The sequence below is a fragment of the Thermovenabulum sp. genome, assembly GCF_049701175.1.
Classification (GTDB): domain Bacteria; phylum Bacillota; class Thermosediminibacteria; order Thermosediminibacterales; family Thermosediminibacteraceae; genus Thermovenabulum.
Genome location: NZ_JBNATW010000022.1, coordinates 12,688 through 35,358, shown reverse-complemented (window position 1 = coordinate 35,358; position 22,671 = coordinate 12,688). Strand labels below are relative to the sequence as shown.

Here is a 22,671-nt window from a genome sequence, read left to right as displayed (position 1 = left end):
ACATATGAGCTTTACAAGAGATGAAATAATAGAAACAATCAGAATGGTGCAAGCAGAAAATTTGGATATCAGGACAATAACCATGGGAATTAGCCTTAGGGACTGCTGCAGTTCTGATATCAATAAAATTGCCGACAAAATATATGATAAAATTATTCATACCGCTGAAAAACTGGTACCGGTTGCAAGGGAATTGGAAGCGGAATTCGGAATCCCCATTGTTAATAAGCGTATTTCGGTTACACCTATTTCTATCATAGCCGAGTCGTGCCCAGAAAAAGATCTTGCACCAATAGCTAAAGCTATGGATAAAGCTGCGAAAGAGCTGGGCATTGATTTTATAGGTGGTTTTTCCGCTTTAGTTCATAAAGGTTTTACAAAAGGAGATATAAATCTTTTAAACTCCATACCTGAAGCGCTCTCCTCTACAGAAAGGGTCTGTTCTTCCGTAAATGTAGCCTCAAGCAGGGCAGGCATAAATATGGATGCGGTGCTTGCAATGGGGCATATTATTAAAAAAACCGCAGAATTAACAGCCGAAAGGGACGGGATAGGATGCGCAAAGCTCGTGGTTTTTGCCAATGCCGTTGAAGACAATCCTTTTATGGCAGGTGCTTTTCACGGCATAGGAGAGCCAGAAGCTTCCATAAACATAGGTATAAGCGGCCCCGGAGTAGTAAATACGGTATTACGGCGCATGAGCGAAAATGCTGATTTTGGCGAGATTGCCGAAGCAATTAAAAGAACTGCATTTAAAATCACCCGTGCAGGTGAACTAATTGGTCGTGAAGCGGCAAAAAGGTTAGGAGTGACCTTAGGAATAATAGACCTTTCTCTTGCTCCAACCCCTGCAGTTGGCGATAGTATTGCCAACATCCTTGAAGCAATGGGTTTAGAACGATGTGGCGCACCGGGTACTACAGCTGCACTGGCACTTCTGAATGATGCTGTTAAAAAAGGTGGTGCAATGGCAGCATCCTATGTAGGAGGGCTTTCAGGAGCTTTTATACCCGTAAGCGAAGACGCTGGAATGATAAAGGCAGTTGAGGAAGGCGCATTAACCCTCGAAAAACTTGAAGCAATGACATCGGTTTGCTCCGTAGGACTTGATATGATTGCAATCCCCGGCGATACCTCCTGCGAAACCATTGCAGCAATAATAGCCGACGAAATGGCAATAGGTGTAATTAACAAAAAGACTACCGCCGTCCGTATCATCCCCGTTCCTGGCAAAAAAGCTGGAGATTGGGTAGAATTTGGAGGGCTTTTAGGAAGGGCACCTATAATGCCCGTAAGCACCTTAGATTCTTCAGTTTTTGTAAGACGCGGAGGTAGAATCCCCCCACCCATTCAGAGTCTCACAAATTAGCAAAAGGCCAAAATTATATTCTTAAAATGCAATACTAAATAAATCAGAAAATCCCGCTAATTTAATATGCTCCCCTTGGGGTAGACAGTTAAAATAATAAAACTGTTTAACACAGGGAGGAGCATATTTTTATGGGACGAAAAAGTAAATTTTCAACAGACGAGAAATTAAAATACGTTCTAATGTGCATAGAAGGAAAAGATTCGATTAACCATGTTGCCACTTTGATTGGGATTAATCCTAAATCTTTGAGACAATGGATTTGTAATTATCAATCCTTAGGTATTGAAGGTATAAGCACTACTTCAAAGAACTCTTATTACTCTGCGGAATTAAAAGAAATGGCTGTAAAAGACTATCTTGCGGGTACTAGCTCTCAGTTAGATATATGTGTAAAATATGGGATACGTTCAAAAAAAATGCTTCATGAGTGGGTTTTGAAGTATAATAGATAGTCATAAGGAACTGAAAACTTCTGGAACAGGAGGAACGCCTATAATGACTAATGGTAGAAAAACCACTTATGATGAAAGAGTTGAAATAGTTAAATATTGTATTGAACATCAGAATAATTACGCTGAAACTGCTCAGAAATATCAGGTGTCTTATCAACAGGTTTATACATGGGTAAGTAAATATGAAAACGGCGGTAATGAAGCCCAATTTTGCTCCCTTCATATTAGACCTACTAAATATTGTAATTGATTTAAGTTGTTTAATCAACTTTTAAAAAATTATATAGTATTTGTTAAGAAAGGACAAATATAAAATGCCTACGACAAGTAACGCCATAGGCATTTATAAACAAAAATATTAATTTCAAATGGTAGCCCTAAGGGGACTCGAACCCCTGTTTCCGCCGTGAGAGGGCGGCGTCCTAGACCGCTAGACGATAGGGCCCTAAATACTTTGGCTGCGGGACCAGGATTCGAACCTGGACAGCATGATCCAGAGTCATGAGTGCTACCGTTACACCATCCCGCAGCATTGCAGAAATTATATTAACACATTATTTATTTTAAGTCAATAGGCTTGATTTTATTCTATAATATATTAAAGTTCCTTTGAAATCTCCACCAATCTGCAGAAGGAGCAAATTTCTGTTGTAGTGACCTGGCCGCAAATTTTACATTCTTTTAAATCCAGTTCTTCTTTGACATCCTGAAAATGTTTTCTGCCCTTTTCAAGGAAATTTATTAGAAATCTTTGTTTTGTCCCCGGGCTTTCCTCTTCCAACCTGTTGAGCACTTCCTTGTATAAAATAGAACTTGCACCAACAGCATGAGGACATTCTTCGTGGATAAATTTAATTTTATTAAATAAAATATAAGACAGATTCTCCCTTTCCGTTAAAGTAAAAAGGGGTTTTACTTTTTTAACCAATTTTGGATGAGTGCTCGGAAGTACAGGTGCCTGCCTTGCAAGATATCCTTCCTGCCAGCTCAAAGTATTTCCTAAAAGCGTAGCTGCTTCGTCATCCAGATTATGTCCCGTTGCAACTGCTGTAAATCCTCCATCTAAAGCAACTTTATTAAATAGGTAGCGCTTAATTGTTCCGCAAATTGAGCAAGGGCTTCTTTTTAGTTTTTGGGAAAGTTTATGGATTTCAAGGCCGTATTCTTTTTTTATGTTCTTAATAATCAAAGGAAGTTTTTTCTCATTAGCGAAATCTTCCACAATCTCTTGAGACCTGTCCGAATATTCTCCAATACCCAAGTTAATATACATAGCTGTAACATCATAGCCGGTTTTGCTTAAAACATCCCACAACGCCATGCTGTCTTTTCCGCCGGATACCACAATAAGGATTTTTTCTCCCTTTTTAAACATTCTTTCTTTCTTAATGTTTTTATCTACCTGATTATAATAGTAGTGCATAAAACAATTTTCACAGAAAGCCGCATTATGCCTTTCAAGATATATAATTGCTTTTTCTTTGCATCTTCTGCATCGCATATTATACCCCCTTTTTATCCACCGGATATTGCTGAAAGCACTTCAACAATATCCTCTTCTCCCAATACTTCATCGGGAGTAACCATTTTTCCATTTTTTAGTACCACATTGGATTCTAAGCTGAATTTTAATTCTTCCGCAAGCTTTTTAACCGTTTTCCCGCCTGATACTTCTAATTCTTTTTTAAAAGGCATATAGAAAATTACCTTCATATGTTCAAAATCCCCCTAATAACCTTTCTGGTATTCTTTAAAGGCCTTTTCAACTTCCCTTTCAGCGTCTCTCCTTTTTATATCTTCTCTTTTGTCGTATAATGTTTTACCTTTTGCAAGGGCAAGTTCGACTTTAATTTTACCCCTTTCATTCAAATATAGCTTCAATGGTATGAGGGTGAGACCCTTTTCCTTTACAAGCCCGTAGAGCCTCATTATTTCTCTTTTGTGCATTAAAAGCTTCCTCGGCCTTAAAGGGTCCTTATTAAAAATATTGCCCTTTTCATAAGGGCTAACATGCATATTGTATATAAAAATTTCCCCGTTTTCAACCCTTGCAAAACTATCCTTTAAATTTGCCTTGCCCTCTCTAATTGATTTCACTTCGGTCCCAGCCAAAGCAATCCCTGCTTCATAGGTTTCCAATATATGATAATCGTGATAGGCTTTTCTATTTGTAACTAAATCCCTCACTATTTTTGGCAAAAAAACACCCCCTTTTACCCTTTTTTTATTCCATCACATCCACCAGCGCAAAATCTATCTGCCTCTCGAATTTATCAACTTTTACAACCCTAACCCGCACTTTATTTCCTATTTTAAACTCTCTTTTTGTTCTTTCTCCTCTTAAAGTTAGGGTTTTTTCATCAAAGATATAATAGTCATCATCCAAGCTGCTGACATGAACAAGCCCTTCGACGGTATTCTCCAATTCCACAAAAAATCCAAAGGAGGTGGTGCTCGATATTACACCGTTAAATTCCTCGCCAATTCTGTCTTCCATATATTCAACCATTTTAAGCTCAACAGTTTCTCTTTCTGCCTCATCAGCTATTCTTTCTCTTTCAGAAGACAATTTTGCAATTTTCCCAAGCATCTTACTCAGTTGTTCCTGCCTTTGTTCAGTAATCGTGCCTTCCAGTTGCTCTCGCAAAATTCTGTGTATTATAAGGTCCGGATACCTTCTTATCGGAGATGTAAAATGGGTATAAAAACTTGTTGCAAGCCCAAAATGGCCCACATTTTCATCACTGTAGCGAGCACGTTTCAGAGACCTTAAAAGAACCGTATTTACAACTTTTTCCTCAGGTTTGCCTTTTACTTCTTCTAAAACCTTTTGCAGTGCTTTGGGTTTTAGATTTCTAATACCCTTTATAGAATATCCCAAATGATTCAGGAATTCTTGAAGAGAAAAAATTTTTTCCATATCTGGTATTTCATGAATCCTATATACAAAAGGTATTTTAAGCCAAAAAATATGTTCTGCTATTACTTCATTTGCAGCAAGCATGAATTCTTCAATCATTCTGTGGGATGTCCTTCTTTCTTCTTTCACTATCGCTACGGGTTTCCCATTTTCATCCAATTTAACTTTTGCTTCTTCTAAGTTAAAATCAAGGCTCCCCCTGTTAAACCTTTTTTTGTTTAAAATAGATGCAAGCTCAGCCATCAATTTAAAATCATCAACTAAATATTGGTACCTTTTAATTACTTCTTCGTCTTCATCTTCTAATATCCTGTTTACCTCGTCATAGGTCATCCTTTCACAGCTTCTTATAACACTGGGAACAATATTGTATTTTTTCACCTCTCCCTTTTCGTCAAAATCTATTATAACACTCATGGTCAATCTATCAACCTTAGGATTTAAACTGCATATACCGTTTGAAAGTTTTGGGGGAAGCATGGGAATTACCCTATCTACCAAATAAACGCTGCAACCCCTCTTCATCGCCTCTATGTCAAGGGGTGTTTTTTCTTTTACATAATAACTTACATCGGCTATATGCACTCCCAACCTGTACCCGCCCGGAATCCTTTCTATTGATACAGCATCGTCAAAATCCTTGGCATCTTCACCATCAATAGTAACAATTTTTTGCCCTCTTAAATCCAGCCTTCCTTTAATATCTTCCTCTCTCACATGGTCGGGAATATCTTCCAACTGTTTTAATACCTTTTTGGGAAATTCTAAAGGTAGGTCGTATTTTTTGATTATGGAGAGAATATCTACTCCCTTTTCATCTTCATAACCTAATATTTCCAAAATTCTTCCTTCGGGATTTCTTCTTCCTTCCGGCCACTTGGTAATCCCAACAACTACCTTTTGTCCGGATTTAGCACCTTTCAATTCATCCTTAGGTATTATAACATCGTAAAAAAATCTTTTATCATCAGGGGAAACATAAGCCACGTGTTTTTGTATTTCTAAAGTCCCTACAATCTTTTTATTCGCTCTTTTTAAGATCCTGATTACTTCACCTTCCATGCGACCGCCTGCAGGTTTATACGTAGGCCTTACAATAACTCTGTCGTTGTGCATTGCACCGTGAAGATTCTCAAGGCTTATGTATATATCTTCTTTATCAGGATCATCAGGAATTAAAAAAGCGTATCCGCGGCTGTGCCCTTCAAGTTTTCCAACAACAAGGTTCATCCTTTCGGGAAGGCCGTACTTACCCTTTTTATTTTTTATGACAAGCCCTTCTTTTTCCATATACACTAAAGTCTTTAAAAGCACATCTGCTTCTTTCATTTCAAGCCCTAAACTGTATAAGAGTTCCGCCTCAGACATCGGTTTATATTCCATTTTTTTCATAAGTTCCAAAATCTTGTGCTGAAGATCCATAAAAAAAGCCTCCCCGCTCAAAATCTTTTACAGCCCCAAATCCTCATGGATTTCCTTCATTGCCTCCAATGCAAGACTTATGAACTCCTCAAGGGAAAGATTAATATCCCTGCAAGTTAAAATTTTTTCTCGGCTCGCTCCCTTAGCAAAGGATTTCTCGTAAAATCTATTAATAACAAATTGAGTATCTATTGAAGCAAGCTTTTTATCAGGATGAATAAGAGCACTTGCTACAATAAGACCAGTAACTGGATCAACGGCAAACATTGCTTTATCAAGTAAACTTTCCCTTTTTATACCGTGTTCTTCATTATGGGCTTCAATGGCGTGAGCAATTTCTTCCCCAAGGCCCCATTCCCTTGCAAGTTTGCCACCGACCAAACTGTGTTTTGACATATCATCCTTTACCATGTCGTAATCCACATCATGTAAGAGTCCCGTCAATCCCCATTTTTCCTCATCCTCTCCAAAGTGCTTTGCAAGCCTCCTCATTACTGCTTCAGCAGCAATCATATGCTTTACTAAGTTTTTATTGGAAACCTTTTCTTTAACAATTTTTAATGCCTCTTCCCTTGTCAATTTGTACCCACTCCTTTTTATTATTACCAAAACTTTTTCATTTATTGTACAAGTTTTGCCGGTATTTTTCAAGCAAAATCAAATCACTAGATTAAAATCCATATGCCTACTGCTGCTAAAAAACCCATTAAACCTCCAAAATAAAAGGGAGCAGCAGCCCCGAATATATTCCAAAGTGCCCCTGCTAAAAATGAGGCGGGGAAAAGCCCAATGCCCACAAGAGTTGCATGAAGCCCTATCATAGTTCCTCTCACATCTTCAGGGGCAATTTCGGCGATAAAAGCTTTTTCAACCCCTTCGGTAAATGCCATATAAAGGCCGTAAATTCCGAAGAGAATCCAAACCGTAGAAGGCATTTTAGCTAACCCAAAACCAAAATAAACTATGCTGTATGCCAAATACCCCAAAACTATCATTCTTTTTCTTCCTACTTTGTCGGATATAACCCCTGCAGGGTAAGAAAAAATATCGTAAATTATATTATAGATTAAGTAAAGTAAAATAACCGTCCTGTCATTAAAACCAATATTTTTTGCTTTTAAAAGCAAGAACTGATTTGACGAATTGCCGAGGGTAAATATGAACATTATAATTAAAAACATCTTGAGCCTATTGTCCAATTTGTTCCATTCCAGCGACAATTTTTTTGCCTTTACAACATTTTCACCCTTTTCCTTTATTAAAAATAATGCCAAAACACCTAAAAATGCAGGAATCAATGAGAGCAGAAATATTTTGTTGTAATTAATATTTGGCTGACCTAATAATATATAAGCAATAATTACACCGATTGCAGCTCCAAGGGTATCCATCATTCTGTGCAGCCCAAAGGCCTTACCTAACTCTTCTTTTTTAGCCGATTCGGCAATCAAAGCATCCCGCGGCGCAGTTCTTATGCCTTTCCCAAACCTATCTATCACCCTTGCTGCCAAAACCATGGGCCAGGAAAAGGCTAAATAAAGGATAAGCTTGCCGATAGTTGAAAAACCGTATCCGGCTAAAGCAAAAGTTTTCCTTTTTTTAATTTTATCCGAATAGTAACCTGAAAAAACCTTCAAAAGGCTTGCTAAGCTTTCAGCAATCCCTTCAATAGTCCCCACTATTAGGGGGGTTGCACCGAGCCTTGAGGTTAAATATATGGGAAGGAGGGGATAAACCATTTCGGTGCTAATATCGGTCAATAAGCTTGTAATTCCAAGTATTATAACGTTCCACATATTTAGACCATCCCTTCTTTTTTATATATTTCTAAGGAAAATTCTCGCAGGGCTTTATCGCATTTTTCCAGTATATTTAAAGCTTCAACCCTCTTTTCCGCACAAAAAAAATCCCTTTTGTTTATCTTATCAAACCACCTTTTTAATTTATCCAGTTCTTCATCATTTTCTTCTAATTCTGCAAAAGTGAAATTTTTTCTTTCTGTTTCTTTTTGAATTTCTCTTAAAAAATCCTCGCACTTTTCAATAAGTTCGTCGTATTCGATATTCCTTTGTTCGTTAAAATTTTTTATTATAAGCTCTTTTTCCTTTTGCCATACATTCAAAACCCTAAAAGTATAGGCTTCTCCTCCACTACTTCTAATTTCGGATGTAAGATCATAAAGTTCTTTTTCGAAATTTTCTAAAGCGGGCAGTAAAGCAGATGACTGCTGAATATAAAGGGCACCCATTTCTTTTAACCTCCTCCACACTTTTACCCTCGGAGTCGAAGGCTCCGTAGGGACCTTATAAATAAATAATAACCACCCATTAAAATCTTTTTCCTCCAAATTACCACCCCTTTTTTGTAACATCTGTTTAATTATAATTGTAACATTTGTTTCAAAATAGTCAATAATAATCGACCAATTTTTGCAAATAATTATTTATATTTTGAAGGTAATCTTTAATTTATGCAGAATATATAATATATAAAAATTACAATATTAAGAAGGGGGTATATTATGACCTCATTAAGGCAAGTGTATAAATGTGAAATATGCGGGAATATTGTTGAGGTACTTCATGCAGGTAAAGGACAGCTCGTATGCTGCGGTCAACCCATGAAGCTTTTAGTTGAAAACACTGTAGATGCAAGTAAAGAAAAGCATGTTCCGGTCATTGAAAAAATAGAAGGAGGCTTTAAAGTTAAAGTAGGTAGTGTTCCCCATCCCATGGAAGAAAAGCATTATATTGAATGGATTGAGCTTATTACGGAGAAAGGCACTTTAAGGGAGTTTCTAAACCCCGGACAAGCCCCTGAAGCGGTTTTTTATACCGATGCTGAAAAAGTTAGCGCAAGGGAATACTGCAACATTCACGGATTGTGGTTAAATAAAGTAGAATAGTTAGGCAAACAAAAAAGTGGGTTTTAACCCACTTTTTTGTTTTTCGTTACTTTACTTTATTATTATGTTACTTTACCTTTAATAATTCTCTACTAATCTCTCATAATATGCCCTCGGATGGTCGCATGCTGGGCATTTCTCTGGTGGTTCTGGTCCTTCGTGTATGTATCCGCAGTTTCTGCAGCGCCATTTTATAGGAGTTTCACTTTTGAATACAGTTCCCTCCTTTAAGCGCTGTAAAAGTTTCCTGTACCTTTCTTCATGAGCCTTTTCTACTTCTGCTACTTTCTCGAAGTGCTCTGCAATTTCTATAAATCCTTCTTCTCGTGCGACTTGTGCAAACTCTTTATACATACTTGTCCATTCATAATTTTCTCCACCTGCTGCTTCTTCAAGGTTTTTTGCCGTATCTCCAATTAAACCTAAATATTTTGCCCAAACCTTAGCATGTTCCTTTTCGTTTTCTGCAGTCTCCAAAAAAATTGATGCAATCTGCTCAAAGCCTTCTTTTTTCGCAACCGAAGCAAAATAGGTGTATTTATTCCTCGCTTGAGATTCGCCTGCAAATGCAGCAAGTAAATTTTTTTCTGTCCTTGAACCCTTTAATTCCATTTAAAATCCCTCCTCAGTATTAAATACCTATTGGAAATTTTTATTTTTGTATATTTACATATTTCGATTTAAATCTCATATTTCCTCTTTTATGGTAAAAATTTTATTCTTTATTTGCAAAATACTTTAATATTTCCATGGGTAATGGAAATATTATTGTCGAATTTTTCTCTACAGCAATTTCGGAAAGGGTCTGCAATTGTCTTAACTGCAGGGCACCGTAATTTTGAGATATAATCCTTGCTGCTTCTGACAATTTTTCCGCAGCCTGAAGTTCACCTTCCGCTCGAATAATTTTAGCCCGCCTTTCCCTTTCCGCCTCAGCTTGTTTTGCCATTGCTCTTTTCATTTCCTCAGGTAGCTCTATGGATTTTATCTCCGTAGCCGTTACCTTTACTCCCCACGGATCAGTAGCCTTATCAAGTTCTTCTCTTAACATCTCGTTTAATTCCTGTCTTTTTGCAAGTATCTCATCCAAATCGTATTTGCCTAAAATAGCCCTCAATATTGTCTGTGCCAGTAGACTCGTGGCGTTAAAATAGTTTTGGACCCTTAACACCGCGAGCTCAGGCTGAAAAACATTGAAGTAAACTACCGCATCGATGTTTATAGGTATATTATCCTTAGTTATAATCTCCTGTCTCGGCACATCAATGGTAGCTGTCCTTAAATCAACGATTAACATTCTGTCAATGCCAAAAGGCATTATTACGTTTATTCCCGGCCCTACCACATATGCAAATTTACCAAACCTTAAAAGGACACCTCTTTGATATTCATTTACAATTTTAACAGTATTGGCCATTAATGAAATTAAGATTATTAATAGTATAACCGAAAAAACTATATTCCCTGCAAATGCTGAAGCGCCTAAGATAACTGCCGAAATAGCAGAAGTTAATACAATCACGGAAGTTCTTTTCGAATTCAATGAAAATAATACCCATGCAATGCAAAACAACGCTTGAACGATGATGATAATGAAGTTTATCGTATTAAAGAAGGCCCACATATTAAAAAACATAAATCTTTCACCTCCATTCTTTAAACCTAATATACATCATTTTGGTAATAATTTCAAACATTATTTTCTTATGAGACAAAAAATCCCCTGCACTTTTGTACAGGGGATATTTTTTACATGAAAAGAGGTGCAAAAACCAGCGCCACTATGGTCATAAGCTTTATTAAAATGTTCAATGAAGGCCCTGAAGTATCCTTAAAGGGATCACCTACGGTATCGCCTACAACAGCCGCTGCATGGGTAGGTGTACCTTTCCCGCCGTAATTGCCTTCTTCGATATATTTCTTAGCATTGTCCCAAGCACCACCGGAGTTTGCCATTTGAATAGCTATCATTACGCCTGTAACCAACGCACCTGCTAAGAGGCCACCCAAAGCTTCCTTGCCCAATATAAACCCTATCAAAATTGGAACAACTACTGCCATAAGGCCTGGAATAATCATTTCTTTAAGTGCTGCTTTTGTACTAATATCAACACATCTTGCATAGTCCGGTTTTGCCTTTTCTTCCATTATCCCCGGAATTTCTCTGAATTGGCGGCGAACCTCTTCAATCATTTGATAAGCTGCTTTACCTACAGCCTCCATGGTCATAGCAGAAAAGAGATATGGAAGCATTCCGCCGATTAAAAGCCCTACTATTACCTCAGCTTTTAATAGATTAATGCCTTCTTTTAATCCTGCAGCAGAAGTATACGCAGAAAATAGCGCAAGAGCCGTCAACGCAGCAGAACCAATAGCAAAACCTTTGCCCATAGCTGCCGTAGTATTTCCTACTGCATCCAGCTTGTCCGTTATCTTTCTAACCGAAGGATCAAGTTCTGCCATCTCAGCAATACCACCGGCATTGTCAGCAATCGGACCGTAGGCGTCTACAGCAACGGTCATACCCGTTGTGGAAAGCATACCTATTGCCGCTAAGGCAATGCCGTAAAGCCCTGCAAATTTATAAGAAAGGATAACCGCAAGAGCAATAAAAATAACGGGTAAAGCGGTGCTTTTCATACCAACAGCAAGTCCAGTAATGATGTTTGTTGCAGGACCAGTTTGGGAGGCTTTTGCAATTTCTTTTACGGAAGCATAGCTTGAAGAAGTATATATCTCCGTTAATAGACCGATAATAGTACCTACAACAATGCCTGAAGCCGTCGCATAAAATACGCTTATTTCTCCTAAAATGTACTTGCTCAAGAAAAAGCTTGAAATTATAACCAATATAGCACTTGCAAAGGTACCGTTACGTAAGGCTTTTTGAGGGTCTTTCCCCTCGTCCGTTTTTACAAAAAGTGTGCCGATAATAGAGCTGATTATCCCAGCAGCTGCTATTATCAACGGGAAAATAATACCCTTTATTCCGTAAGGTTGTCCCGTGGTGGTACTTACAGCTACTGCACCTATTGCCATACCGGAAACTATTGAGCCAACGTATGATTCAAAAAGGTCTGCACCCATTCCGGCCACATCGCCTACATTGTCGCCTACGTTATCGGCGATTACAGCAGGGTTCCTCGGGTCATCTTCGGGTATGCCTGCTTCAACCTTGCCCACAAGGTCTGCCCCTACATCCGCAGCTTTTGTGTAAATTCCACCGCCGACCCTTGCAAAAAGAGCAATGGAGCTGGCTCCAAGGGCAAAACCGTTTATAACATCGAAACTTTTGATATCCGAAGGATTACCGAAAAGATAATACATTATACTTAGGCCGAGAAGCCCAAGACCTACTACAGACATTCCCATTACGGCACCGCCGGAAAATGCAATGCTTAAGGCTTTGTTTTGACCCTCACGGGCTGCATTAGCTGTCCTTACATTGGCTCTTGTAGCAACATTCATGCCGATAAAACCAGCAAGTACCGAAGCAATTGAACCGCTTATGTAGCATACTGCCGTATTCCAGCTAATGAAAAACCCTATTATCAAAAACATTACAACAACAAATATTACAAGGGTTCTGTATTCCCTAAAAAGAAAAGCCATTGCCCCTTCATGAATAGCATTGGAGATCTCCTGCATCCTTTGATTGCCTGCAGGACTCTTTACAACCCTCATAGCAAGGAAGAAAGCAAAAACCAAAGCTACTATTCCCGCTATGGGTGCCAGTGCTATTAAGTTTTCCATTTTCATGCTCCCTCCAAATTTATGTTATTTTGTAAATATTATCATCATTACAACAGATAAAATTAAAAACAGGGCGGCAAGAACCTCAGTGAATTTGGCAAGTTTCTCTTCAATACCTTTTTTCTTTCCAAAAAAAACTTCTGCTCCTCCTGAAATTGCACCTGAAAGACCTGCACTTTTACCGGGCTGTAAAAGTACAGTAATGATAAGTCCGATACATATAAGCATATATATAACCGATACCGCGATTTTAAGCGCTGACATCTTCGCACCCCCTATCTTTTAATTAACGAAAGTTATTTTATCACAATAAACAAAAAAACTCAATATTTTACAAGTGCTTTAATCATTTTTGCTATTTTTTGCTAAAAATTATTTTATTTTGGTAATATTATTTGCTAAATTAATTAATTTTATGAATTATTCATATTATCAGCTAATCAAAGCATAAGCCTCAAAGCATTTTTGATTATGCTTTGAGGCTTACATATTTTTAGGCTAAATTTTAATGGTTAAATTTTACTTTTTTATATTATAAAAGGCTTTCATTCCAGGAAATTCCGCAGCTAATCCAAGTTCTTCTTCAATCCTTAAAAGCTGATTGTATTTTGCCACCCTGTCAGTTCTTGATGGAGCTCCTGTTTTAATCTGTCCGGCATTTACAGCAACCACAAGGTCAGCAATTGTTGTGTCCTCTGTTTCACCTGAACGGTGTGATACAATTGCCGTATAACCCGCTCTTTCAGCCATTTTTATTGCATTCAAGGTCTCTGTTAGGGTTCCAATTTGATTTAATTTAATCAATATTGAGTTTGCAACACCAAGTTTTATCCCTTTCTCCAACCTTTCCGTATTGGTAACAAAAAGGTCGTCTCCAACAAGCTGGATTTTTTCACCCAAGGCCTCTGTAAGCATCTTCCAACCATCCCAGTCCTCTTCGGCCATACCGTCTTCTATAGAGATAATGGGATATTTCTCCACAAGCCTTACGTAATATTCAACCATTCCCGCAGAATCGTATTCTAAACCTTCTCCCTTTAAATGATACTTGCCATCCTTATAAAATTCGGTGGCAGCGGGATCCAAAGCAATGAATATATCTTCACCGGGCACATACCCTGCCTTTTCAATAGCCTCAATTATGACCTTTATTGCTTCTTCATTGGAGGAAAGATTAGGTGCAAATCCTCCTTCATCACCTACAGCTGTATTCAAACCTTTTTCAGACAATACCTTTTTCAAAGTATGGAAAGTCTCTGAACCCATTCTCAAAGCGTGGGAAAAGCTTTTTGCACCAACAGGCATTATCATAAATTCCTGTAAATCCACATTGTTATCCGCATGTTTTCCGCCGTTTAAAATATTCATCATAGGAATAGGCAATACTTTTGCATTTACCCCACCTATATAGCGGTAAAGACTGACTCCTAAATGGTTGGCTGCAGCCTTAGCACAGGCCAAGGAAACGCCTAATATGGCATTTGCCCCGAGTTTTCCTTTGTTTGGGGTCCCATCAAGGTCTATCAATAATTTGTCGATGCTTACCTGATCGATGGCATCCATTCCGATTATTTCCTGTGCAATAATGTTATTTACATTTTCTACCGCTTTTAATACACCTTTGCCATGAAATCTTTTGGCATCTTTATCCCTTAACTCCACTGCCTCAAATTGCCCCGTTGATGCTCCCGATGGCACGGCAGCCCTGCCAAAACTGCCATCTTCCAATACCACTTCTACCTCAATAGTAGGATTTCCCCTGGAATCCAATATTTCTCGTGCATAAACATCAACAATGGTAGACATAAGAATCCCCTTTCAATAAAGATTTTATTTTTATTTATCCTTAAAACCTAGTTATTCGAAAATTAAATTTTGTCCGGTCATTTCTTCGGGTTTTTCTAAATCCAAAAGATAAAGCATTGTAGGAGCAACATCTGCAAGGATTCCTTTACGTAGTTTGTAATGTTTGTCGTCAACAATAATAAAAGGCACAGGGTCATTGGTGTGAGCGGTATGAGGTTCTCCAGTTTCAGGGTCCTTCATCCTTTCCGCATTTCCGTGATCAGCAGTGATTATGGCTATGCCGCCTTTTTCTTCAACTTTCTCTACAACCTTACCCAAGCACTCATCAACTACTTCAATAGCCTTAACAGCAGCCTCAAATACACCCGTATGCCCTACCATATCTGGATTTGCAAAGTTTAATATAATCACATCGTAATAATCTCTATTTATTTGCTTTATTACTTCTTCTGTTACTTCATAAGCGCTCATTTCAGGCTTAATATCATATGTAGGCACTTTGGGCGACGGTATAAGTATCCTATCTTCTCCTGGGTAGGACCTTTCAACTCCCCCATTAAAAAAGAAAGTAACATGGGCGTATTTCTCGGTTTCCGCTATTCTTAGCTGTCTTAAGCCCGCTTTAGAAATTACCTCACCAAAAATATTGTTTAACGACTGGGGTTTATAAGCTATGTTTGCGTTCTTAACTTTTTCATCGTATTGAGTCATGGACACATAATAAACATTAAGAAAGCCTTTTTTTCTTTCAAATTCACAAAAGTCCTCATTGCAGAAAGCATACGTAAGCTGTCTTGCTCTATCAGGCCTAAAGTTAAAAAATATTATAGAATCATTGTTATTAATAGTAGTTACAGGTTTATTTTCTTCATCTACAATTACTGTAGGTTTTACAAACTCGTCGGTCTCCCCTCTTTCATAAGCCATGTCAAGAGCATCCTTAGCGCTCCTTGCGTATATACCTTCACCCATAACCATTGCATCGTATGCCTTTTGGGTTCTGTCCCATCTTTTATCCCTATCCATTGCGTAATACCTTCCAGAAATTGTTGCAATTTTGCCTACACCCAACTCCCTGATTTTTTCTTCCAATTGATTTATATAAACACCCGCACAGGCTGGGGGCACATCCCTCCCATCTAAGAATGCATGAATGTAAACTTTATTTAAATTGTTCCTTTTTGCAAGTTCAAGGAGAGCAAAAAGGTGCTCTATATGGCTGTGCACTCCTCCATCTGACAATAACCCCATTAAATGTAGAGAACTGTTATGTTTTTTAGCATTTTCTACAGCTTTCAATAAAACTTCATTCTTAAAAAAACCGCCCTTTTTTATGTCCTCACTAATGCGGGTAAATTCTTGATAAACTATTCTGCCTGCACCGAGGTTCAAATGTCCTACTTCGGAATTTCCCATCTGACCTTCGGGAAGGCCGACTGCCAAACCACTTGCTTCCAATACAGTGTTGGGATAGTACCTAATCAATCTATTAAAATTTGGTGTATTTGCTTTCATTATTGCATTCCCATCTACTCTTTCATCAAGGCCCCACCCGTCTAAAATAATCAGTACAAGAGGTTTTTTCCTCACCATTATTCAACTCCTTGATCCTTGTAGGCGCATATTTTATAAAAACTTTCCGGGTCTATGCTTGCACCACCAACCAAAACTCCATCTATGTCTTCTTCCTTCATCAATTCTTTGATGTTGTCCGGTTTTACACTCCCTCCGTATAATATTCTAATATTTTTTGCTATTTTTTCACCATAAAGATTTTCTATTTCCCTTCTAATACTGCTAATAACCTCCTGCGCGTCTTTGGGAGTAGCAACCTTGCCAGTTCCTATAGCCCAGATAGGTTCATATGCAAATACAATCTCCTCTCCGGTAAAAAGCTCTATATCCTTTAAGGCTTTTTGAACTTGAGATTTTACCACAATTAGGGTTATGTTTTCTTCTCTTTCCTTTAAACTCTCTCCAACACATATGACCGGCTTAATACCGTATTTTAAGGCCGCTTTCACTTTCTTATTTACAGTCTCATCGGTCTCTGCAAAATACTGCCGTCTTTCAGAATGTCCTATAATCACATATTCACAAGGTATTTCAGAAAGCATCGTAGGCGAAATTTCTCCAGTAAAAGCTCCCTTTTCTTCCCAATGCATATTTTGTGCCCCTATTTTTACGTTTGTCCCTTTTACTTTTTTATGGCCTTCCCATAGGCTGGTAAAGGGTGGAAAAATTACAATCTCCACTTCTTTTAAGTTTTCTGCAAGCTGTATAAATTTATTTAAAAAAGTTATAGTCTCCGACACATTGTTATGCATCTTCCAATTACCGGCAATTAAAGGACGTCTCATTTAAAAAACCCCCATATCATTTATCATTTAATACAGCAACACCGGGAAGTTCCTTGCCTTCCAAAAATTCAAGAGAAGCTCCACCCCCTGTGGAAATATGTGTCATTTTATCAGCAAAGCCCAATTGCTCTACTGCAGCAGCAGAATCACCGCCACCTACTATCGTAATGGCTCCAGACTCTGCCATCGCTTTTGCAATTGCTAAAGTACCTTCTGCAAAAGATCTAATTTCAAAAACACCCATTGGCCCATTCCATACCACAAGTTTAGCCTTTTTAATAATCTGTGCAAATTTCTCCCTTGTTTTTTCTCCGATATCTACTCCTATTAAATTTGAGGGAATTTCAGAGGAAGATACTGTTTTATAAGGAGAACCTTCTTTTATTTCTTCCGTAACCACAATGTCCTCAGGCAGTACCAAATCTACACCTTTTTCCTCGGCTTCTTTCATCAGGGATCTTGCAAGTTCTATCTTATCCTCTTCTAATAAAGATTTGCCGATTTCATAACCCTTAGCCTTTAAAAAGGTAAAAGCCATGCCTCCCCCTATCAAAAGGGAATCCACCTTATTAAGTAAATTAGTTATTACACCTATTTTATCGCTGACTTTTGCCCCACCGAGTACCGCAACAAAAGGCCTTTCCGGATTTTCCAATGCTTTACCCATTATTTCAATTTCTTTCTGCATTAAAAAGCCAGCACCCGAAGGAAGATATTCTGCTATGCCTGCAGTAGAAGCATGAGCCCTGTGGGCTGTGCCGAAAGCGTCATTGATATAAATGTCTGCTAAATTAGCAAGTTTTTTTGCAAATTCTCTGTCGTTTTCTTCTTCTTGGGCATAAAAGCGGAGGTTTTCAAGAAGCAGAACATCCTTAGGATTCATTTTATTTACTAATTCTTCCACTTGAGGTCCAATGCAATCGTTTGCAAAAATCACTTCCTTATTTAATAATTCGGAGAGCCTTTTTGCAACAGGAGCTAAACTGTACTTGGGGTTAAATTTCCCTTTGGGCCTGCCCAAATGGGAAGCGAGGATAACCTTTGCCTCGTTTTCAATAAGATAGGTAATTGTGGGAAGTGCAGCTTTTATTCGCGTATCATCGGTAATATTTCCTTCATCATCTAATGGCACATTAAAGTCAACACGAACAAACACCCTCTTACCTTTTACGTCAAAATCTTTTACGGTTTTTTTGTTCATTATTTTCCCTCCTCATTAATAAGATTAACAGCAGCCCCTTCATCGGTAATGAGATAATTGGGCTTAAAAAATTTTATAAAAGCCTTGATTGCCAAAGCCTTTTTTTGCCCTCCTGCCACCGAAATGACAGTAGGTATATTTCTTATTTCATCAATACTTATACCGGCACTGGGTGTATAATAAACGATTTGCCCATTCTCGTTAAAATAATAACCGAAAGTTTCTGCTACAGCTCCGTTGTTTTTTATAATCTCTATTTCCTTTTGAGACAGCCCCCTTCTTCTTGCCATTTCTTCAGCTATCCCTATGCCATGAATTAGTATATCAGCTTTTTTAATCATTGATATTACTTCAGACAGTGCCGGTTCGTCAATTATGGTTTTTAAAATTTCGGGCCTTAAATTTTCCGGGACAAAAAGCAGCTTATATTGGGCCCCAAGTTTTTTTGCTATTTCCGCCGCTATTGTGTTTGCCTGGTATTCAACCCTTTCGCCCAATCCGCCCCTTGCAGGAACTACTACTACGTTTTCGTAACCGGAGGTTTTTGTTATGCCTTTTGGTATCTCCGCCATAGTTGAACCTCCGGTTACAGCAACAATTTCCCTTCCTTTTAGCAGGTTTTTCAACAATACTGCAGCTTTTTTGCCCATTTCTCTTTTGACGCTTTCATCAGAATCCGAATCCCCTGGAACGATTATACAATTGCAATTGTAGATATTTTTTATTTCCTTTGCATAATGGTTTAATCCTTTTAAGTGGAAAATAAATTCTTCTATTTCCGCTATTAAATTCTCTCCGGCCTTTGTTAACTTCATTCCTCTTTCATCAACTTCAACAAGGCCCAAATCCAAAAGTTTTTTTATCTCGGTTCTCAAAGTCCTCTCTGTCAAATGGGTGTAGTTGGTAAGAAGCCTCCTGCCAATAGGCTGGTGGTATAAAATGTTTTTTAAAATCCTATACCTCTTCTCTATAATTTCTCCAAATTCTGGCGAAATTTTATTAATTAATTCTGCTATATGCTCCATTAAAATCTCCTTCAACTATTATTTTAGCAAAATAGCCCAATTAAAAATTGGGCTATTTTTAATATCAAAGGCCTCTTTCGGCAATATACTTTACAAGATCCATTACCCTGCAGGAATAACCCCATTCATTGTCATACCAAGCTATAACTTTTACAAAATCTCCTTCTATGACCATTGTAGATAAGCCATCTACTATAGAAGAGTACTCAGAACCTTTAAAATCCATCGAAACAAGAGGCTCTTCCGTATATCCTAAAATACCCTTCATCGGTCCCTCAGAAGCAGCTCTTAATGCTTCGTTAACCTCTTCTGCGGTTACGCTCTTTCCTAATAAAGCAGTGAAATCCACAATAGAAACTGTAGGAGTCGGTACCCTTAAAGCAAATCCGTTCAATTTGCCCTTAAGCTCGGGGATAACTAATGCTACAGCTTTAGCGGCACCGGTTGTAGTGGGTATAATGTTTAATGCTGCAGCCCTTGCCCTTCTTAAATCCTTATGGGGTAAATCGAGTATCCTCTGGTCATTGGTGTATGAATGAACTGTATTCATTAATCCTTTAATTATTCCAAAGTTATCCATTAAGACCTTTGCTACTGGCGCAAGGCAGTTTGTCGTGCATGAAGCGTTTGAAATAACATGATGTTCTCTTGGGTTGTATTTTTCATGGTTAACCCCCATGACAATGGTTATGTCTTCATCTTTTGCCGGTGCTGTAATAATAACCTTTTTGGCTCCACCCTTTTCGATATGTAATACTGCTTTGTCCTTTGAAGTAAAAACGCCCGAAGATTCTACAACAATATCGACTCCTAATTCCTTCCATGGAATGTTCCCGGGATCTTTTTCTGCAAAAATTCTAATTTCCTTACCATTTACTACAATTGATTTTTCTTTTGCTTCTACGCTACCTTCAAACCTTCCAAAAACCGAGTCATACTTTAAAAGATGAGCAAGCGTAGCGGGATCCATAAGATCATTAATTGCTACAATTTCTATGTCGGGATGGTTTTTCAATGCTGCCTTAAAAGAATTTCTCCCAATTCTTCCAAAACCATTGATTCCCACTTTAATACCCATTTAAACTCCTCCTTTTAATTTTACTTTATAATTTCTTTTTTAGATTATCTTAAATTAAAATTTTTATACCGGAATTATAGCGGGACTATTTTCGTCCCTTTATATTTTTATCAGTCCCGCTCTGGCAAAAATAAAAGGTATTACATATTTGCTAAATATATAATACCACATTTTTACCAAAATGTCTTCAATAATTTACTATTAATTTTTTATGCATATCTTTTTCTCTTTGCAGAGCAGGGAATACCCATTTCTTCCCTGTATTTTGCTACAGTTCTCCTTGATATGTTTATACCCTTCTCTTTTAACTCATCGGCTATTTTTTGATCGCTTGCAGGATTATAGGGATTTTCATTGTTAACAATCTCTTTAATCATTTTTTTTATGGTTTCTGCTGAAATTGAGCTGCCATCTGAACTTTCCAAACCGTTGCTAAAGAAAAATTTTAGTTCAAATATACCCCTCGGTGTTTGAACGTATTTTCCGTTAATAGCTCGGCTTACAGTTGATTCATGGACTCCTATTTTATCCGCAATCTGTTTCAAAGTTAGAGGCCTAAGATAGGATATACCGTGGTCTAAAAACTCTTTTTGCACATCAATAATTGCCTTTATAACTTTATACAACGTCATCCGCCTTTGTTCAATGCTTTTTATAAGCCATAAAGCGGATTCAAACCTTTTTGATAAAAACTTTAAAGTGTTGGAATCTTTTTCCTCTGATATAAGTAGAGAACGATAATAGGGATTTATAGAAAGTCTCGGTGTAACCGTATCATTCATTATAATAACATACTCGTCATTAATCTTTCTCACTGAAGCATCAGGAACAATATATTGGGTCTCATTCCCCGAAGCAAAATTCCTTCCTGGTTTTGGATCTAAGGTTAGTAGCAAATCCTTAAGCTCTTGCACTCTTGCTAAGGTAATATTTAATCTTTCCGCTATCTTTGAATACTTTGCTTCAGCCAAATCTTGGAGATGGTCTTCAATTAACCTCCTTAATTGTTCATCCAGCAGACCCTTTTGTTCTAATTGAATCAATAGACATTCTTTTAAATCTCTTGCTCCAACACCTGGCGGATCAAAACTCTGAATAACCTTTAGTACCTTTTCAACCTCAGATTTTTTTGCTTTCAAAATTTTAGCTGCTTCGTCGACATCTAATGTTAAATATCCACGATGGTCGATATTGCCGATTAGAAACTCTCCTATTTTAAAGCCTTTCTTATCTAAATTTGTTAGAAAAAGCTGATTCATCAAGTGTTCCTGCAATGTGGGGGCTGAATGGATAAAATTCTCAAAGTTTTTTTCTTCTTTATCTTCTTTCGGTAATCTAATAAAATCTACATCTGCACACTGTTCTAAATACTCCTGCCACTCGATATTGTAATCTTCTTCCTCTACTCCTTTGACTTCTTCTTCATCATCGTAGTCCAAATCCTCGATTTCAAGAACAGGATTTTCCATAAGTTCATTTTCAATATATTCTGTAAGTTCCAAACTCGACAACTGGAGTATGGTTATTGCCTGTTTGAGTTCGGGTGTCATTAATAATTTTTGTGTTTGGGTTAAATTAAGGCTAAAGTTTACCTGCATAAAAAAGCCCCCCAAAATATATGCCCAAAAAATAAACTAAATTATACTTTATTATTATATTTATTCTATAAAAATCACCTTTTTACCTTTTAAAAATTTGTTAAAACGAAATTATTTTTAATCTTCATTTATATCCTATTTTATTATAACACATAAAAACTAAAAATTAAAAGGGGGATAAAATTCCCCCTGTTTATCCAATTTTTAATGAGTTTCTACATCCTTAGCACCATTTTGTCGTAATATGTTTGCTGCCTGTTGCACCTTTTGGTCATGAGCTCTTATTACTGCTAATATTTTCCCTTTTTTAACTTCCTCTTCATAGTATTCGCCTCGTTCTGCAGGAATTCCCCAGTCAATTAAGCTTCCCGCAATACCGCCTGTGGCTGCCCCTGATATTAATCCTGCTATAGGTCCTGCTGCAAAAAGTGGTCCAATCCCCGGTATTGCAAGGGCTCCCGCTCCAATTGCAAGGCCTGCAAGTCCTCCTATAACCCCACCTGTAGCGGTACCATCTGCAACAGTATCCATTTCTAAGGTCTCTTCATCTCCATTATCTTTTTTTTCTTCTTTTGCGACAATGGAAATCTCATTTGTATCAAATCCGGAATTTCTTAATGAATTAACGGCTTTTTCCGCTTGCTGCTTATTTTCAAAAACACCAATAACTGTTTTAACAGCCATAAATCTCCCTCCTATATTGTAATCTTCGTTTTTATTTTTTCCATTAAACATCTAAATATTCTTGTAATTAAAACCTTTTAATTAGGGTATATTAA

Annotated in this window: 23 protein-coding genes and 2 tRNA genes; 4 read left to right on the top strand and 21 right to left on the bottom strand. The window is 37.6% G+C overall.

The genetic code is table 11. The features are described from left to right. Positions 1-4: 4 nt before the first annotated feature. The 3 genes from ACPLVF_RS08540 to ACPLVF_RS08530 all read left to right on the top strand — a co-directional run bounded on the left by ACPLVF_RS08540 (position 5) and on the right by ACPLVF_RS08530 (position 2,074). Entirely contained in the window at positions 5-1,369 is a 1,365-nt protein-coding gene (locus tag ACPLVF_RS08540) for a PFL family protein (RefSeq protein ID WP_424907407.1), read from the top strand. A 131-nt stretch (positions 1,370-1,500) separates the two neighbouring features. Continuing rightward, positions 1,501-1,824, top strand: a complete 324-nt coding sequence (locus tag ACPLVF_RS08535; RefSeq protein WP_424907406.1) for a helix-turn-helix domain-containing protein — start codon at positions 1,501-1,503, stop codon at positions 1,822-1,824. Positions 1,825-1,867: 43 nt separating this feature from the next. Further along, positions 1,868-2,074 carry a transposase gene (locus ACPLVF_RS08530; protein WP_424907405.1) on the top strand — a complete coding sequence of 69 codons (207 nt, stop codon included), beginning with the start codon at positions 1,868-1,870 and terminating at the stop codon, positions 2,072-2,074. Positions 2,075-2,193: 119 nt separating this feature from the next. Here ACPLVF_RS08530 and ACPLVF_RS08525 read toward each other — a convergent pair. From ACPLVF_RS08525 to ACPLVF_RS08485, 9 genes are all read right to left on the bottom strand, one after another. Further along, positions 2,194-2,269: transfer RNA gene (locus ACPLVF_RS08525), tRNA-Glu, on the bottom strand. A gap of 10 nt (positions 2,270-2,279) precedes the next feature. Beyond that, a tRNA-Gln gene (locus ACPLVF_RS08520) sits at positions 2,280-2,353 on the bottom strand. 69 nt (positions 2,354-2,422) lie between these two features. Next, positions 2,423-3,325, bottom strand: a complete 903-nt coding sequence (locus tag ACPLVF_RS08515; protein ID WP_424907404.1) for an ATP-binding protein — start codon at positions 3,323-3,325, stop codon at positions 2,423-2,425. A 14-nt stretch (positions 3,326-3,339) separates the two neighbouring features. Continuing rightward, positions 3,340-3,537 (bottom strand): MoaD/ThiS family protein, encoded by a 198-nt coding sequence (locus ACPLVF_RS08510; RefSeq protein WP_424907403.1) that lies wholly within the window; start codon positions 3,535-3,537, stop codon positions 3,340-3,342. Positions 3,538-3,552: 15 nt separating this feature from the next. Continuing rightward, positions 3,553-4,023, bottom strand: a complete 471-nt coding sequence (gene smpB, locus ACPLVF_RS08505) for an SsrA-binding protein SmpB (protein ID WP_424907402.1) — start codon at positions 4,021-4,023, stop codon at positions 3,553-3,555. Between the two features lie 25 nt (positions 4,024-4,048). Further along, positions 4,049-6,166 (bottom strand): ribonuclease R, encoded by a 2,118-nt coding sequence (rnr, locus tag ACPLVF_RS08500; RefSeq protein ID WP_424907401.1) that lies wholly within the window; start codon positions 6,164-6,166, stop codon positions 4,049-4,051. 27 nt (positions 6,167-6,193) lie between these two features. Further along, on the bottom strand, positions 6,194-6,745 hold the full coding sequence (locus tag ACPLVF_RS08495; protein ID WP_424907400.1) for an HD domain-containing protein: 552 nt from the start codon (positions 6,743-6,745) through the stop codon (positions 6,194-6,196). A gap of 86 nt (positions 6,746-6,831) precedes the next feature. After that, the gene (locus ACPLVF_RS08490) at positions 6,832-7,962 is read right to left on the bottom strand and encodes an MFS transporter (protein ID WP_424907399.1); all 1,131 of its coding nucleotides are present in this window, start codon (positions 7,960-7,962) and stop codon (positions 6,832-6,834) included. A gap of 2 nt (positions 7,963-7,964) precedes the next feature. Beyond that, the gene (locus tag ACPLVF_RS08485) at positions 7,965-8,414 is read right to left on the bottom strand and encodes a Chromate resistance protein ChrB (RefSeq protein ID WP_424907398.1); all 450 of its coding nucleotides are present in this window, start codon (positions 8,412-8,414) and stop codon (positions 7,965-7,967) included. A 273-nt stretch (positions 8,415-8,687) separates the two neighbouring features. Between ACPLVF_RS08485 and ACPLVF_RS08480 the strand changes: the two genes are divergently transcribed. Then, entirely contained in the window at positions 8,688-9,071 is a 384-nt protein-coding gene (locus tag ACPLVF_RS08480) for a desulfoferrodoxin (RefSeq protein WP_424907397.1), read from the top strand. Positions 9,072-9,149: 78 nt separating this feature from the next. On the opposite strand, the gene rbr is transcribed toward ACPLVF_RS08480, so the two are convergent. From rbr to ACPLVF_RS08420, 12 genes are all read right to left on the bottom strand, one after another. After that, on the bottom strand, positions 9,150-9,683 hold the full coding sequence (gene rbr, locus ACPLVF_RS08475; RefSeq protein ID WP_424907396.1) for a rubrerythrin: 534 nt from the start codon (positions 9,681-9,683) through the stop codon (positions 9,150-9,152). 103 nt (positions 9,684-9,786) lie between these two features. Further along, positions 9,787-10,707: a slipin family protein gene (locus tag ACPLVF_RS08470; protein WP_424907395.1), complete on the bottom strand. Its 921-nt coding sequence runs from the start codon at positions 10,705-10,707 to the stop codon at positions 9,787-9,789. A gap of 113 nt (positions 10,708-10,820) precedes the next feature. Next, positions 10,821-12,824 carry a sodium-translocating pyrophosphatase gene (locus tag ACPLVF_RS08465; protein ID WP_424907394.1) on the bottom strand — a complete coding sequence of 668 codons (2,004 nt, stop codon included), beginning with the start codon at positions 12,822-12,824 and terminating at the stop codon, positions 10,821-10,823. A gap of 24 nt (positions 12,825-12,848) precedes the next feature. Next, positions 12,849-13,088, bottom strand: coding sequence for a preprotein translocase subunit SecG (secG, locus tag ACPLVF_RS08460; RefSeq protein ID WP_424907393.1), 240 nt, complete (start codon positions 13,086-13,088; stop codon positions 12,849-12,851). 255 nt (positions 13,089-13,343) lie between these two features. Beyond that, a complete protein-coding gene (gene eno / locus ACPLVF_RS08455) occupies positions 13,344-14,630 on the bottom strand; it encodes a phosphopyruvate hydratase (RefSeq protein ID WP_424907392.1) in 1,287 nt (428 codons plus the stop codon). A gap of 51 nt (positions 14,631-14,681) precedes the next feature. Then, entirely contained in the window at positions 14,682-16,220 is a 1,539-nt protein-coding gene (gpmI, locus tag ACPLVF_RS08450) for a 2,3-bisphosphoglycerate-independent phosphoglycerate mutase (protein ID WP_424907416.1), read from the bottom strand. Between the two features lie 2 nt (positions 16,221-16,222). After that, complete coding sequence (gene tpiA, locus ACPLVF_RS08445) at positions 16,223-16,990, bottom strand: triose-phosphate isomerase (RefSeq protein ID WP_424907391.1); 768 nt, start codon at positions 16,988-16,990, stop codon at positions 16,223-16,225. Positions 16,991-17,006: 16 nt separating this feature from the next. Continuing rightward, the gene (locus ACPLVF_RS08440; protein WP_424907390.1) at positions 17,007-18,191 is read right to left on the bottom strand and encodes a phosphoglycerate kinase; all 1,185 of its coding nucleotides are present in this window, start codon (positions 18,189-18,191) and stop codon (positions 17,007-17,009) included. Further along, positions 18,191-19,216: a sugar-binding transcriptional regulator gene (locus ACPLVF_RS08435; RefSeq protein ID WP_424907389.1), complete on the bottom strand. Its 1,026-nt coding sequence runs from the start codon at positions 19,214-19,216 to the stop codon at positions 18,191-18,193. Before ACPLVF_RS08435 ends, ACPLVF_RS08440 begins: the two co-directional genes overlap by 1 nt. A 64-nt stretch (positions 19,217-19,280) precedes the next feature. Further along, positions 19,281-20,294 carry a type I glyceraldehyde-3-phosphate dehydrogenase gene (gene gap / locus ACPLVF_RS08430; protein WP_424907388.1) on the bottom strand — a complete coding sequence of 338 codons (1,014 nt, stop codon included), beginning with the start codon at positions 20,292-20,294 and terminating at the stop codon, positions 19,281-19,283. Between the two features lie 209 nt (positions 20,295-20,503). After that, positions 20,504-21,892, bottom strand: coding sequence for an RNA polymerase factor sigma-54 (rpoN, locus tag ACPLVF_RS08425; RefSeq protein ID WP_424907387.1), 1,389 nt, complete (start codon positions 21,890-21,892; stop codon positions 20,504-20,506). Positions 21,893-22,096: 204 nt separating this feature from the next. Next, positions 22,097-22,576, bottom strand: a complete 480-nt coding sequence (locus ACPLVF_RS08420) for a general stress protein (protein WP_424907386.1) — start codon at positions 22,574-22,576, stop codon at positions 22,097-22,099. Positions 22,577-22,671: the final 95 nt, after the last annotated feature.

What these genes read in the sequence shown, in the direction of transcription:
- eno (WP_424907392.1), bottom strand. Translation starts at nt 14,630, where the DNA reads ATGTCTACCATTGTTGATGTTTATGCACGAGAAATATTGGATTCCAGG.
- tpiA (WP_424907391.1), bottom strand. Translation starts at nt 16,990, where the DNA reads ATGAGACGTCCTTTAATTGCCGGTAATTGGAAGATGCATAACAATGTG.
- ACPLVF_RS08470 (WP_424907395.1), bottom strand. Translation starts at nt 10,707, where the DNA reads ATGTTTTTTAATATGTGGGCCTTCTTTAATACGATAAACTTCATTATC.
- rpoN (WP_424907387.1), bottom strand. Translation starts at nt 21,892, where the DNA reads ATGCAGGTAAACTTTAGCCTTAATTTAACCCAAACACAAAAATTATTA.
- ACPLVF_RS08510 (WP_424907403.1), bottom strand. Translation starts at nt 3,537, where the DNA reads ATGAAGGTAATTTTCTATATGCCTTTTAAAAAAGAATTAGAAGTATCA.
- rbr (WP_424907396.1), bottom strand. Translation starts at nt 9,683, where the DNA reads ATGGAATTAAAGGGTTCAAGGACAGAAAAAAATTTACTTGCTGCATTT.
- ACPLVF_RS08485 (WP_424907398.1), bottom strand. Translation starts at nt 8,414, where the DNA reads ATGGGTGCCCTTTATATTCAGCAGTCATCTGCTTTACTGCCCGCTTTA.
- gap (WP_424907388.1), bottom strand. Translation starts at nt 20,294, where the DNA reads ATGGGTATTAAAGTGGGAATCAATGGTTTTGGAAGAATTGGGAGAAAT.
- ACPLVF_RS08540 (WP_424907407.1), top strand. Translation starts at nt 5, where the DNA reads ATGAGCTTTACAAGAGATGAAATAATAGAAACAATCAGAATGGTGCAA.
- secG (WP_424907393.1), bottom strand. Translation starts at nt 13,088, where the DNA reads ATGTCAGCGCTTAAAATCGCGGTATCGGTTATATATATGCTTATATGT.
- ACPLVF_RS08480 (WP_424907397.1), top strand. Translation starts at nt 8,688, where the DNA reads ATGACCTCATTAAGGCAAGTGTATAAATGTGAAATATGCGGGAATATT.
- ACPLVF_RS08420 (WP_424907386.1), bottom strand. Translation starts at nt 22,576, where the DNA reads ATGGCTGTTAAAACAGTTATTGGTGTTTTTGAAAATAAGCAGCAAGCG.
- ACPLVF_RS08535 (WP_424907406.1), top strand. Translation starts at nt 1,501, where the DNA reads ATGGGACGAAAAAGTAAATTTTCAACAGACGAGAAATTAAAATACGTT.
- ACPLVF_RS08490 (WP_424907399.1), bottom strand. Translation starts at nt 7,962, where the DNA reads ATGTGGAACGTTATAATACTTGGAATTACAAGCTTATTGACCGATATT.
- ACPLVF_RS08435 (WP_424907389.1), bottom strand. Translation starts at nt 19,216, where the DNA reads ATGGAGCATATAGCAGAATTAATTAATAAAATTTCGCCAGAATTTGGA.
- ACPLVF_RS08465 (WP_424907394.1), bottom strand. Translation starts at nt 12,824, where the DNA reads ATGGAAAACTTAATAGCACTGGCACCCATAGCGGGAATAGTAGCTTTG.
- ACPLVF_RS08530 (WP_424907405.1), top strand. Translation starts at nt 1,868, where the DNA reads ATGACTAATGGTAGAAAAACCACTTATGATGAAAGAGTTGAAATAGTT.
- ACPLVF_RS08440 (WP_424907390.1), bottom strand. Translation starts at nt 18,191, where the DNA reads ATGAACAAAAAAACCGTAAAAGATTTTGACGTAAAAGGTAAGAGGGTG.
- ACPLVF_RS08515 (WP_424907404.1), bottom strand. Translation starts at nt 3,325, where the DNA reads ATGCGATGCAGAAGATGCAAAGAAAAAGCAATTATATATCTTGAAAGG.
- rnr (WP_424907401.1), bottom strand. Translation starts at nt 6,166, where the DNA reads ATGGATCTTCAGCACAAGATTTTGGAACTTATGAAAAAAATGGAATAT.